Annotated in this window: 10 protein-coding genes; 9 read left to right on the top strand and 1 reads right to left on the bottom strand. The window is 71.8% G+C overall.

Annotated elements, in window-relative coordinates:
- Positions 1-19 precede the first annotated feature (19 nt).
- On the bottom strand, positions 20-1,669 hold the full coding sequence (locus ACIPYS_RS33895) for a PucR family transcriptional regulator (protein ID WP_093860362.1): 1,650 nt from the start codon (positions 1,667-1,669) through the stop codon (positions 20-22).
- Between the two features lie 325 nt (positions 1,670-1,994).
- Between ACIPYS_RS33895 and ACIPYS_RS33890 the strand changes: the two genes are divergently transcribed.
- The 9 genes from ACIPYS_RS33890 to ACIPYS_RS33850 all read left to right on the top strand — a co-directional run bounded on the left by ACIPYS_RS33890 (position 1,995) and on the right by ACIPYS_RS33850 (position 12,525).
- Positions 1,995-3,506 carry a gamma-aminobutyraldehyde dehydrogenase gene (locus ACIPYS_RS33890; protein ID WP_400753492.1) on the top strand — a complete coding sequence of 504 codons (1,512 nt, stop codon included), beginning with the start codon at positions 1,995-1,997 and terminating at the stop codon, positions 3,504-3,506.
- A 52-nt stretch (positions 3,507-3,558) separates the two neighbouring features.
- Complete coding sequence (locus ACIPYS_RS33885) at positions 3,559-4,815, top strand: spermidine/putrescine ABC transporter substrate-binding protein (RefSeq protein WP_093860361.1); 1,257 nt, start codon at positions 3,559-3,561, stop codon at positions 4,813-4,815.
- 38 nt (positions 4,816-4,853) lie between these two features.
- Positions 4,854-5,996 (top strand): ABC transporter ATP-binding protein, encoded by a 1,143-nt coding sequence (locus ACIPYS_RS33880; protein ID WP_093860360.1) that lies wholly within the window; start codon positions 4,854-4,856, stop codon positions 5,994-5,996.
- Positions 5,993-6,937 (top strand): ABC transporter permease, encoded by a 945-nt coding sequence (locus ACIPYS_RS33875; protein WP_093860359.1) that lies wholly within the window; start codon positions 5,993-5,995, stop codon positions 6,935-6,937. Before ACIPYS_RS33880 ends, ACIPYS_RS33875 begins: the two co-directional genes overlap by 4 nt.
- On the top strand, positions 6,937-7,740 hold the full coding sequence (locus ACIPYS_RS33870; protein WP_093860358.1) for an ABC transporter permease: 804 nt from the start codon (positions 6,937-6,939) through the stop codon (positions 7,738-7,740). The genes ACIPYS_RS33875 and ACIPYS_RS33870 overlap by 1 nt, the downstream gene beginning before the upstream one ends.
- Before the next feature lie 81 nt (positions 7,741-7,821).
- Positions 7,822-9,216 carry an FAD-binding oxidoreductase gene (locus ACIPYS_RS33865; protein WP_093860357.1) on the top strand — a complete coding sequence of 465 codons (1,395 nt, stop codon included), beginning with the start codon at positions 7,822-7,824 and terminating at the stop codon, positions 9,214-9,216.
- 234 nt (positions 9,217-9,450) lie between these two features.
- Entirely contained in the window at positions 9,451-9,882 is a 432-nt protein-coding gene (locus ACIPYS_RS33860) for a bifunctional DNA primase/polymerase (RefSeq protein ID WP_093860356.1), read from the top strand.
- Between the two features lie 72 nt (positions 9,883-9,954).
- Positions 9,955-10,830, top strand: a complete 876-nt coding sequence (locus tag ACIPYS_RS33855) for a nucleotidyl transferase AbiEii/AbiGii toxin family protein (protein WP_400753485.1) — start codon at positions 9,955-9,957, stop codon at positions 10,828-10,830.
- Between the two features lie 171 nt (positions 10,831-11,001).
- Complete coding sequence (locus ACIPYS_RS33850) at positions 11,002-12,525, top strand: CoA-acylating methylmalonate-semialdehyde dehydrogenase (protein WP_093860354.1); 1,524 nt, start codon at positions 11,002-11,004, stop codon at positions 12,523-12,525.
- The last annotated feature ends 557 nt before the right edge of the window (positions 12,526-13,082 follow it).

The following is a 13,082-nucleotide window of genomic DNA, read 5'->3' as shown; positions in this document are numbered from 1 at the left end:
GGCGGGGCGGGGAGCGGGCTCAGCGGCGGACGGCGTCCAGTGCGAGCAGGGCGACGTGCAGCGAGAGGCAGGACTCGACCTGGTCGAGGTCGACCCCGAGGATCCGTTCGACCTTGTGCAGCCGGTCGTAGAAGGACGGCCGGGACAGGTGCGCGGCGTCCGCCGCCGCGGACTTGTTCCGGCCCTGCTCCAGGTAGATCCGCAGCATCTGCACCAGCTGGCCGTTGTGCTCGGCGTCGAAGGCGAGCAGCGGCCCCAGCTCCCGTTCGACGTAGGTCTGCAGCCGGGCGTCGTCCCGCAGCAGGTGCAGCAGTCCGCGCAGCCGCACGTCGGGCAGCCGGTAGTAGGACGCGGCCCGGCCGCCGGGCGCGTCGTGCAGCGCCGCGTCGGCGACCTGGGTGGCCTCCAGCAGGGTGCGCCGGGCGTCGCGGACCGAGCCGACCGAGGAACCGACCGCGACCACCGGCTCCGGCGCGGCGGCGTCCCGGGCCGCCTCGGCGGCCAGCCGGCGCAGCGCCGCGGCGAAGGCGTCCAGCGCGGCGTGTTCGTCCTGCTGTGGGCCGAGCGTGATCAGCACGCCGACACCCTCGTCGTCCAGGGCCCCGACCAGGGCGGACAGCCGGCAGGCGCGGACGGCGCTCGCCGCGAGCTCGGTGAAGTCGCGCAGCCTGGCCTGGGCCTCCAGCGCGGCCGGGATCGGTCCGCGCCGCTGCCGGAGCACCGCGCCGACCAGTCGCCGGCCCTCCAGCGGGACACCGAGCGCCTGGGCGCGCAGGGCCACCTCGGAGACCGTCAGCGCATGGGTGAGGATCCCGGAGAGCAGGGTGCGGTGGGTCTGCCGCTCCAGGCTCTCCCGGTCGCGGACCACCAGCCGGTTGAGGGCCAGCGCGGAGGCGCCGCGCTCCAGCAGCATGGTGAACGGGTGCGGGCCGCCCTCCGGCCGCGGACCGGGCTCCTGCATCAGCACCAGCCGCCCCCAGTCCTGGCCGCGGGCGCCCACCGCGGTGACCAGCCAGCCGCTGCGCGGGTCGTACCCGGTGCGCCCGGGCGGGCGGACCCCGCGCGAGCGGCGCTCCCAGTCCTCCAGCAGCTCGGCCTCGGGCCGGCCGGCGGACTCGTGGGTCAGCACCTGGTGGGCGAGGTTCTCCAGGACGACCGGCGCTCCCGCTATCCGGGACACCTGGCGGACCACCTCGGCCGGTTCGGCGCCCTCCACGACCAGCTCGTTGAACACCTGGTGGATCGCCTCGGAGGTGCGCAGCTGCTCCAGCTGGGCGTTGACCACCAGGGCGTGCACGGCCTCGGTGACCGAGACGAAGCGCAGTTCGCGGCGGAGCGCGATCAGCGGCAGTCCGCGCTGCTCGGCGGCGTGCACCAGGGCGCGCGGCAGGCTGTCGAAGTAGCGCCGGCCGTACTCGATGACCAGTCCGGCCACACCGATGTCGGCGAGCTCGCGCACGTACCGGGCCAGGCCCTCGCGGTCCTCGGGCAGGGCGATGCCGGTGCTCAGCACCAGCTCCCCGCCCTGCAGCATGCCGGCGACGTCGGGCAGCTCGCTGACGTGGACCCAGCGGACCGGGCGTTCCAGGTGGTCGGCTCCGGCCACCACCTGGGGGAGGCCGCGGCGCATCACCTCCAGGTCGAGCACACGGGCGACGGTGGGGAGCATCGCGGGCCTCCATGGTTCAGAGTGTCAGGGAAATCATCCATCGTGGCGACGACCTGTTGCCCTGCCCGAAGCCTTGCACCTTGTAAGGCGCTTTCCGTCGAGGTTGTCGCAGTGGTCCTTGTCACGCCCCGGCGCCAGCAGGCATGGTCAGCGGGTCGACCGTGACGGATCCGGCCCTGTGGCCGGAACCCGGCGCCACGAGTGCGACGACCGGCCTGCCGGCCACGCCCCGTCCGCCCCCTCGCCCGCCCCCCACGGCGGCGCGGGCGGGACGGCCCGGGGCCGTCGTCCGGACGGTCGCACCACCGGAACCTGGAGGAACCAGATGGACCTGACCGACTTCGGCGCGGGCGCGCAGTACATCGCGGGCCGGCAGAGCCGGGGGAGCGGTGACGCCTTCCAGGTCGTCAACCCCGCCGACGGCAGCGTCGTCCAGGAGATCTCCCTGGCCTCCACCGGACAGGTCGACGAGGCCGTGGCCGCCGCCCGGGCCGCGTTGCCGGAGTGGGCCGGTGCCACCCCCGGTGCCCGTTCCGAGGCGCTCACCCGGCTGGCCGCCGTGCTCACCGACGCGGCGGCCGACCTCGCCCGGGTGGAGACCGCGCAAACCGGCAAGCCGATCAAGCTCTCCACCGAGTTCGACGTCCCCGGCACCATCGACAACGCGGCCTTCTTCGCCGGGGCCGCCCGCAACCTCGAGGGCAAGGCGGCCGGCGAGTACTCCGGCGACCACACCTCCTACGTGCGGCGCGAGGCGATCGGCGTGGTCGGTTCGATCTCGCCCTGGAACTACCCGCTCCAGATGGCCGCCTGGAAGGTCCTCCCGGCGATCGCGGCCGGCAACACCATCGTCCTCAAGCCCGCCGAGCTGACCCCGCTGACCTCGCTGATGTTCGCCCGGGCCTGCACCCTGGCCGGCATCCCGGACGGCGTGGTCAACGTGGTCACCGGCGCGGGCCGGGTCGCGGGCGAGCACCTGGTGTCGCACCCGGACGTCGCGATGGTCTCCTTCACCGGCTCGACCCCGGTCGGCAGGCGGGTCGCCGAACTCGCCACCGCGACCGTCAAGCGCACCCACCTGGAGCTCGGCGGCAAGGCCCCGTTCGTGGTCTTCGACGACGCCGACCTCGACGCCGCCGTGCACGGCGCCGTCGCCGCCTCCCTGATCAACAGCGGCCAGGACTGCACCGCCGCCACCCGCGCCTACGTCCAGCGCCCGCTCTACGACGCCTTCGTGGCCGGCGTGGCCGAGCTGTACGAGGGGATCCGGCTGGGCGACCCGCTGGACCCGCGCACCGACCTCGGCCCGCTGGTCTCCTTCACCCACCGCGACCGGGTGGCCGGCTTCGTCGAGCGCGCCCGCGGCTACGCGACGGTGGTCACCGGAGGCGCGGCCCCCGCGACGGGCCACGACGGCACCGACCTCACCCGCGGCGCCTACTACCGCCCCACCCTGATCACCGGCGCCGCCCAGGACAGCGAGGTCGTCCAGGGCGAGATCTTCGGCCCGGTGCTGGTGGTCCTGCCCTTCGACAGCGACGACGAGGGACTGCGGCTGGCCAACGACACCCCCTACGGCCTGGCCGCCTCAGCCTGGACGGGCAACGTCCACCGCTCGCTGCGGGCCACCCGCGAGCTGGCGGCCGGCTGCGTCTGGGTCAACGACCACATCCCGATCATCAGCGAGATGCCGCACGGCGGCTACAAGTCCTCCGGCTACGGCAAGGACATGTCGCAGTACTCGCTGGACGAGTACACCCAGGTCAAGCACGTCATGTTCGACACCACCGCGGTCGCCCGCAAGGACTGGCACCGCACCGTCTTCGGAGACAGATAACCCGGACCGGGGTGCCCCCCACACCCCTCTTCGCCCCCAGGAGGCCCGTCCCATGGCGTTCAACGAGCTCACCGACGGACTGTCGGAACCGGTCCGCAAGGCCTGGGAACGCAGTCTGAGCAGTGGCCGGGCCGCTCTCGGCCGCCGCGCGGTGCTGCGCGCCGCCGCCCTGACCGCCGGTGCGGCCGGCCTCGCGGCCTGCGGCATCCCGCCCGCCGGGAACACCGGCGGCACGGGCGACTCCACCGCGAACGCCGCCAAGGACCTCTCGGACAGCGAGAAGGAGGTGAACTTCTCCAACTGGCCGCTCTACGTCGACACCGACGAGAACGACAAGGAGAAGCACGGCACCCTGGAGGCCTTCACCGCCGCCACCGGCATCAAGGTCAAGTACACCGAGGACGTCAACGACAACGTCGAGTTCTTCGGCAAGGTCAAGCCGCAGCTCGCCGCGGGCCAGGACACCGGCCGCGACCTGATGGTGCTGACCGACTGGATGGCCGCCCGGATGATCCGCCTCGGCTGGGCGCAGAAGCTCGACCCGGCCAACGTCACCACCGCCATCACCAACGTCGAGTCCCGCTTCCGGGCCCCCGACTGGGACCCGGGCCGCCTGTACAGCTACCCGTGGGCCGGCATCCAGGTCGTCATCGCCTACAACCGCAAGGCCACCAAGGGGAAGGAGGTCAGCAGCGTCGCCCAGCTGCTGGAGGACCCCGACCTCAAGGGCCGGGTGACCTTCCTCTCCGAGATGCGCGACAGCATCGGCATCACCCTCCTCGACATGGGCAAGGACCCGGCGAACTTCACCGCCGACGACTACGCCGCCGCGGTCGCCCGGCTGCAGAAGGCGGTCGACAACAAGCAGATCCGCCGCTTCACCGGCAACGACTACGGCCAGGAGCTCTCCTCCGGGGACATCGCCGCCTGCGTCGCCTGGGGCGGCGACCTGATCCAGCTGCGGGCCGACAACCCTGACATCGAGTTCGTCGTCCCCGAGAAGGGCTTCGTGACCAGCACCGACAACCTGCTGGTGCCGGCCAGGGCCCAGCACAAGACGAACGCCGAGAAGCTGATCGACTTCTACTACCGGCCGAAGATCGCGGCGCAGCTGACCGCAGGCATCGGCTACGTCTCCGCCGTCACCGGGATGAAGGAGGAGCTGGCCGCGATCGCCCCCGACAGCGCGGCCAACCCGCTGGTCGTCCCCACTCCCGAGATGGCGGCCAGGGCGCACGTCTTCCGGACCCTCACCGAGACCGAGGAGAGCGACTTCGAGGAGAAGTTCTCCAAGCTCATCGGCGCCTGACCCCCACTGACGGCAGCGAACCCAGAGAGACACCATCCATGACAGAGCAGCAGAGCCCCGCGGCCGTCGGCGGCGACGTCCGGCTCACCGGCATCGGCAAGACCTACGGCTCCTTCACCGCCGTGCACCCGCTGGACCTGACCGTCCCCCAGGGCTCCTTCTTCGCCCTGCTCGGCGCGTCCGGCTGCGGCAAGACCACCACCCTGCGGATGATCGCCGGCCTGGAGGAGCCGACCAGCGGCACCGTCCTGATCGGCGGCCAGGACGTCACCGCCCTGCCCCCGTACAAGCGGCCGGTGAACACCGTCTTCCAGAGCTACGCGCTCTTCCCGCACCTCGACATATTCGAGAACGTCGCCTTCGGTCTGCGCCGGCGCGGCCGCAAGGACGTCAAGAAGCAGGTCGAGGACATGCTCGAACTCGTCGAGCTCGGCCAGTACGCCCGGCGCAAGCCGCACCAGCTCTCCGGCGGCCAGCAGCAGCGCGTCGCCGTCGCCCGCGCGCTCATCAACCACCCCCAGGTGCTGCTCCTCGACGAGCCGCTCGGCGCCCTCGACCTCAAGCTCCGCCGCCAGATGCAGCTGGAGCTCAAGCGGATCCAGACCGAGGTCGGCATCACCTTCGTGCACGTCACCCACGACCAGGAGGAGGCCATGACCATGGCCGACACCATCGCGGTGATGAACGGCGGCCGGGTCGAGCAGCTCGGCGCGCCCGCCGACCTCTACGAGAACCCCGCCACCACCTTCGTGGCCAACTTCCTCGGCCAGTCCAACCTGCTGCCCGCCGACGTCACCGGCGGCGCCGGCGAGGACCTGCTGCTCACCGCCGGCGGCGCCCGGCTCACCGTGCCCCGGGCCCGCTGCGCCACCGAGGCCAAGCGGGTCCACCTCGGCGTCCGCCCGGAGAAGATCACCATCGAGCACGGCTCCGCCGAGGTCGCCGAGGGCCGCAACCGGCTGGCCGGCACCGTCGTCGACTCCAGCTTCATCGGTGTCTCCACCCAGTACCTGGTGCGCACCGACGGCGGCCAGGAGGTCACCGTCTTCGAGCAGAACATGGAGCGCGACGCCCGGGTCGTCCCCGGTGCCCCGGTCGTCCTGCACTGGAACCCGGCCCACTCCTTCGCCCTCGACGCCGCGCAGGCGATCGACGCGGGCACCGGGGAGGCGGCGGCATGACCACCACCACCGAAGCCGCCCCGCCACAGGCGATACCCCCCGACAGCGGCCCGGCCACCGGCTCCGCACCGAAGCCCCGGCGCAAGCTCACGCCTTACTGGCTGCTGCTGCCCGGCGTCGCCTGGCTGGTCGTCTTCTTCGCGGTGCCGATGCTCTACCAGGGCTCCACCTCGCTGCAGACCGGCTCGCTCGAGGACGGCTTCCGCGTCACCTGGCACCTCGCCACGTACTGGGACGCCCTGGCCGAGTACAAGTGGCACTTCGTCCGCTCGTTCGGCTACGCCGCCACGGCCACCCTGCTCTGCCTCGCCATCGGCTACCCGCTCGCCTACACGATCGCCTTCAAGGCGAGCAAGCGCTGGCGCAGCGTGCTGCTGATCCTGGTCATCGCGCCGTTCTTCACCAGCTTCCTGATCCGCACGCTGGCCTGGAAGACGATCCTCTCGGACGGCGGCCCCGTGGTCGGGGTGCTCAACACCCTGCACGTCCTGGACGTCACGAGCGCGATCGGCCTCACCTCCGGCGACCGCGTGCTGGCCACCCCGCTCGCCGTGGTCTGCGGCCTCACCTACAACTTCCTGCCGTTCATGATCCTGCCGCTGTACACCTCGCTGGAGCGGATCGACCCGCGCCTGCACGAGGCCGCCGGGGACCTCTACGCCCGCCCGTTCACCACCTTCCGCAAGGTCACCTTCCCGATCTCGCTCCCCGGTGTGGTCGCGGGCACCCTGCTCACCTTCATCCCGGCCTCCGGCGACTACATCAACGCCCAGCTGCTGGGCTCGCCGAGCGAGCAGATGGTCGGCAACGGCATCCAGAAGCAGTTCCTGAACGTGCTCGACTACCCCACGGCCGCCGCGCTCAGCTTCATCCTGATGGCCCTGATCCTGGGCATGGTGACGGTCTACATGCGCAAGGCCGGGACGGAGGAACTGGTCTGATGTCCCGACTCTTCACATGGATCCGGGCGCACCTGGTGGTGCTGGCGGGCCTGCTGGCCCTCGCCTACCTGGTGCTGCCCAACCTGGTGGTCCTCGCCTTCTCGTTCAACAAGCCGGTCGGCAAGTTCAACTACGAGTGGAACGAGTTCTCCACCGACGCCTGGACCGACCCCTGCGGCGTCGCCGACATGTGCCAGTCGCTCTCGCTGAGCCTCCAGGTGGCGGTGCTCGCCACCGTCGGCGCCACCGTGCTCGGCACCATGGTCGCCTTCGCGCTGGCCCGCTACCGCTTCCGCGGCCGCTCCGCCACCACCGCGATGATCTTCCTGCCGATGGCGATGCCCGAGGTGGTGATGGCCGCCTCGCTCGGCACGCTCTTCCTCAACATGCGCATCCCGTTCGGCTTCACCACCATCCTCATCGCGCACATCATGTTCTGCCTGAGCTTCGTGGTGACGGCGGTCAAGGCACGCGTGATGAGCATGGACCCGCGGCTCGAACAGGCCGCCCAGGACCTCTACGCCACCCCGGTGCAGACCTTCCTGCGGGTCACCCTGCCCCTCGCCGCCCCGGGCATCGCGGCCGGCGCGCTGCTCAGCTTCGCGCTCTCCTTCGACGACTTCATCATCACCCAGTTCAACTCGGGCCCGACCACGGTCACCTTCCCGATGTTCGTCTGGGGCGCCTCGCAGCGCGGCATCCCGGTGCAGGTGAACGTCATCGGCACCGCGATGTTCATCGCCGCCGTCGGTCTCACCGTGGGCGGACAGTGGCTCGGGAACCGCCGGAAGGCGACCGCCTGACCACCCCGGCCGCCGTCCCGGCGTACCGTCGGGACGGCGGCCGATCATCACCATCGATGTGCAGAAAGTGGCTGATAATGCATGGACTCCGCCCGCGCGCTCAGTGACGCCAGGCCCACCCCCTTCTGGCTCGAGGACCCGGGACGGCCGACGGCGCAGCCCGCCCTGGTCGGCGACGCCCACTGCGACCTCCTGGTCGTCGGCGGCGGCTACTCCGGCCTCTGGACCGCCCTCGTCGCCAAGGAGCGCGACCCCTCCCTGGACGTCGTCCTGGTCGAGGGGCAGGAAGTGGGCTGGGCCGCGTCCGGGCGCAACGGCGGATTCTGCGCGGCCAGCCTGACCCACGGCTTCGGCAACGGCCTGCAGCGCTGGCCCGCCGAGCTCGGCCGGCTGGAGCGCCTCGGCGCCGACAACCTCGACGGCATCGAGGCCACCCTCACCCGCTACGGCATCGACGCCGAGTGGGAGCGCACCGGCGAGATCGACATCGCCACCCAGCCGCACCAGCTCGACGAGCTGCACGAGGTCGCCGAGGCCGTCGCCCAGTACGGCCTCGACGTCACCGTGCTCGACCGCGACGAGCTGCGCGCCCAGGTCGACTCGCCGACCTTCCTCGGCGGGATCTGGGACAAGGAGGGCGTGGCCATGGTCCACCCCGCCAAGCTCGCCTGGGGCCTCAAGCAGGCCTGCCTCGGCCTGGGCGTGCGGATCTTCGAGCACACCCCGGCCGAAGCCCTGCGCGAGCACGGCGCCGGCATGGCCGTCCGCACCCCCTACGGCCGGATCTTCGCCGGCAAGGTCGCGCTCGGCACCAACGCCTTCCCCTCCCTGGTCAAGCGCGTCCGTCCGTTCATCGTCCCGGTGTACGACTACGCGCTGATGACCGAGCCGCTCACCGACGAGCAGCTGGCCGCGATCGGCTGGAAGGGCCGGCAGGGCCTCAGCGACAGCGCCAACAAGTTCCACTACTTCCGGCTCTCCGCGGACAACCGGATCCTCTGGGGCGGGTACGACGCCGTCTACCACTTCGGCGGGCACGTCCGGCACGAGTACGACCAGCGGCCGGAGACCTTCCGCACCCTCGCCCGGAACTTCTTCACCTGCTTCCCGCAGCTGGAGGGCGTCCGCTTCACCAACGCGTGGGGCGGCGCGATCGACACCTGCAGCAGGTTCTCCGCGTTCTTCGACACCGCCTACCGGGGCCGGGTCGCCTACGCCGCCGGCTACACCGGCCTCGGCGTCGGTGCCACCCGGTTCGGCGCCGAGGTCATGCTCGACCTGCTCTCCGGCGAGCGCACCGAGCGCACCGAACTGGAGATGGTGCGGCGCAAGCCGCTGCCCTTCCCGCCCGAGCCGGTCCGCTGGGCCGGCATCGGGATCACCACCCGCTCGCTGGAGCGCGCCGACCGCACCGGCGGGGAGCGCAACCTGTGGCTGCGCACCCTCGACAAGCTGGGGCTCGGCTTCGACAGCTGACCTGGACGCGGGTCCGGTCCGGTGCGGATCCTGGCCGGAGCCGCGGGCCGCGGCCTTGTGCCGGACCCTTGTGTCGGACTCGTGTGCCGGACCCGTGTGCCGGACCCGTGTGCCGGACTCGTGTGCCGGACCCGTGTAAGAGAGACCCGCCGTTCGCCTCTCGAAGGTGACGGCGGGTCTCCGCATGCCCCGCCGCGCCATAGAACACACCGACGCGCAGAGCGGGGACAGCACATGGAGACCACGGCACTCGACTGGCTGGCCCAGGCCGCGCCGGACCCGCAGGCCTTCCGGGCCCAGTGGGAACGCTCCGGCCTCGGCCTGGTCCTGCTCCCGGCCGGGCGGTACTGGGACGTCCTCTCGGTACCCGGCAGGCTCGGCCGCCCGGTCGTCGAACTCCTCGGCACCGGCTCCTGCGGACCGGTCCTGGCCGACTTCGGCGAGGAGCACATCGGCTTCCTGGTGCCCGCCGGCACCGCCGCCCGCTGGATCGGCACCGGCGTGCGGTGCGCCGGGGAGGGCACCTGGATCGTCGTCCCCCACCCCGAGCGGCGGGGCCGGGGCGTGCGCTGGCTCGTCCCACCCGACGGGTCCGGACGGCTCAACGACCCCGTGCTCCTGGAACTCGCCCTGCACGAGGCGGCGGCCGGGCTCGGAGACTGGTGACCGGACCGGCCCGGCCGGCCTAGGGCCCCCGAGCCGGGCGCGCCGGAGGGGACGGCGCGCCAGACTGGAGGGGTGACCACAGCCCCGGACGCCGTCGACCCCGCCCTCCACCCGGGCGCGGCCCAGCTGCGCCTCGTCGACCTGGCCAGGCCCGTGTGCGAGCGCCACGGCCTCGCCCTCGCCGGTGGGCACGCCCTGCGCGCCCACGGCGTCGCGGCCTGCGACCAGGACGGGATCACCCTGGTCGCCGACGGGACCGCCGACCTGCCCCGGGCCGCCGCCGAGCTGGCGCACGCCTACCGGACGGCGGGCGGCGTGGTGGCCCAGCGTCCGGGCACGCCCCGGCTGGAACAGCTCTCCGTCCGGCTGACCCTGGGCGGGCGGGCGCACACCGTGGAACTGCGCAAGGAACCGCTGGGCCACCGCCCGGTCCAGCTCGACCTCGGCGGCCCCGGCCCCGGGAGCCCCGGCCCCGCGAGCCCCGATCCCGACGGTGCCGGTCCCGGAGGCTCCGGTCCCGGCACTCCGCCCGTCGTGGCTACGGTCGCGCTGGAGGACGCCGCCGCCCTCACCACCGCGCTGCTGGTCGACCGGGCCCTGCCCCGGGACCTGATCGACGTGCACGCCCTCACCGCCTGCTACCGGGAAGGCGAACTGCTCGCGCTGGCCACCGCGCTGGACGCCGAGTTCCAGCCCACCGCGCTCGCCGAACGGCTGGAGACCCTGGCCGAGGCCGCCGACGGGCGGTTCCGGGCCCGAGGCCTGCCCGCCGGGGAGGTCGACGCGCTGAAGCGATGGGCGCTGGCCTGGGCCCAGGACCTCAGGCTGGACCTGCTGGAGACCCAGGAGGCCGCGGACGGCCTGCACGACCCGTACCTGGAGGACGTGGAAGCCCGGGAGGACCAGGCGGGCGAGGGCCTCGGACCGGGTCGGCAGTACGACCTGTAAGGCTGAATCCGCAATCCCCGTCAGCCTGTTCGTTGAGGCGGCGTCGACCGCGCAGCAGACTGGACGAGTGAGCGCGGTAGCCCCGTGACCTCGCCGCCCCGTCCCGTGCGGGCGGCGTCACACAAGGGACCGGTGGCGCAAGGCCGCCCGGACTTCGGAGGCAGACGGACCTTGAGCAAGCACATCACCCACTGGATCGGCGGCCGCCCGGTCGCCACCGCCGGTGCCGCGCCCCGTCGCGGTGACATCTTCGACCCGGCCACCGGCCAGGTCACGGGTCACGTCGACTTCGCGGACGTCGCGGACGTCGACCAGGCGGTGGCCGCCGCCGCCTCGGCCTTCACCGAGTGGCGCACCGCCTCGATCGCCAAGCGCACCACGGTGCTCTTCGCCTTCCGCGAGCTGCTCAACGCCCGCAAGGACGAGCTGGCGTCGATCATCGTCGCCGAGCACGGCAAGGTGCACTCGGACGCGCTCGGCGAGATCGCCCGCGGTCTCGAGGTCGTCGAGTACGCCTGCGGCATCCCGCAGCTGCTCAAGGGCGGCTTCACCGAGCAGGCGTCCACCGGCATCGATGTCTACTCGATCCGCCAGCCGCTCGGCCCGGTCGCGATCATCTCGCCGTTCAACTTCCCGGCCATGGTGCCGATGTGGTTCTTCCCGATCGCCGTCGCCGCCGGCAACACCGTGGTGCTCAAGCCGTCCGAGAAGGACCCGTCCGCCGCGAACTTCCTGGCCGAGCTGTGGAAGGAGGCCGGCCTGCCGGACGGCGTCTTCAACGTCGTGCACGGTGACAAGGTCGCGGTCGACCGGCTGCTGGAGCACCCCGACATCAAGTCGGTCAGCTTCGTGGGCTCCACCCCGATCGCCCGCTACGTCTACGAGACCGGCACCCGCTACGGCAAGCGCGTCCAGGCCCTCGGCGGCGCCAAGAACCACATGCTGGTCCTGCCGGACGCCGACCTCGACCTGAGCGCCGACGCCGCCGTCAACGCCGGCTTCGGCGCGGCCGGCGAGCGCTGCATGGCGGTCTCCGTCCTGGTCGCGGTCGACCCGATCGGCGACGAGCTGGTCGAGAAGATCAAGCAGCGGGTCGCCACCCTCACCGTGGGCCCCGGCTGCAACGGCGAGTCCGAGATGGGCCCGCTGGTCACCGGCCAGCACCGGGACAAGGTCACCTCCTACGTGGAGTCCGGCCTCGCCGACGGCGCCGAGCTGGCCGTCGACGGCCGCAAGCACGAGATCACCGCCGAGGACCGCAACGGTTCGCCGACCGCGGACGGCTTCTGGCTCGGCCCCACCCTGTTCGACCACGTCAAGCCCGGCATGTCCGTCTACAACGACGAGATCTTCGGCCCGGTCCTGTCCGTGGTCCGGGTCGCCTCCTACGAGGAGGGCCTGGCCCTCATCAACGCGAACCCGTACGGCAACGGCACTGCCATCTTCACCAACGACGGCGGCGCGGCCCGGCGCTTCCAGTACGAGGTCGAGGTCGGCATGGTCGGCATCAACGTGCCGATCCCGGTCCCGGTCGCCTACTACTCCTTCGGCGGCTGGAAGGCCTCGCTGTTCGGCGACGCCCACGCCTACGGCCAGGACGGCGTCCAGTTCTTCACCCGCGGCAAGGCGGTCACCCAGCGCTGGCTGGACCCCTCGCACGGTGGCATCAACCTGGGCTTCCCGACCAACGACTGATCCGGCCGGGCTCCCCGCCCGCCTCCGCCCCGAGTCCGACCAGCTCCGCAGGCCGGCCCGCACCCGTGCGGGCCGGCCTGCGCGTTGTCCCGGGAGTTTGCCGGGCGTTTGCCTTCGGCCGCGAACCGGCGTAGTGTTCTCTAGTCGCTCGACAGGGAGCACCGGACACGCAGCAGCGCGGACGGTCCCGGGGCGGCCAATCCTCGAAACACCACTTCCAGAACCGACTGAGCTGCGCCATGCCTTTTGGCTTTCGCGGCGAGGGTTTGTTTTGTTGTGCTCATTTTTGATGATTGCGGCCGGATTCGCTTTTCGGAGCGGGGATCGGCTAGAGTTTGAAACGTCGGACGGGGCGTCAAGCCGCAGAAGACACCAGCGAGTTGGGTGTAGGAAGCGCCGGGAACGGCACGGAAAACATCTGATAAGCTGGGAACACGAAAGAACGAAGCGCCCGGAGGGTCGGTGTGAAAGCCGCCCGAAGGAAGTGTCCGTTCCTTGAGAACTCAACAGCGTGCCAAAAGTCAACGCCAGATATGTTGACATCCCCGGCCTCGGAC

Source organism: Kitasatospora sp. NPDC089913, assembly GCF_044748625.1.
Taxonomy (GTDB): Bacteria; Actinomycetota; Actinomycetes; order Streptomycetales; family Streptomycetaceae; genus Kitasatospora.
This window is presented reverse-complemented; position numbering and strand designations above follow the sequence as displayed.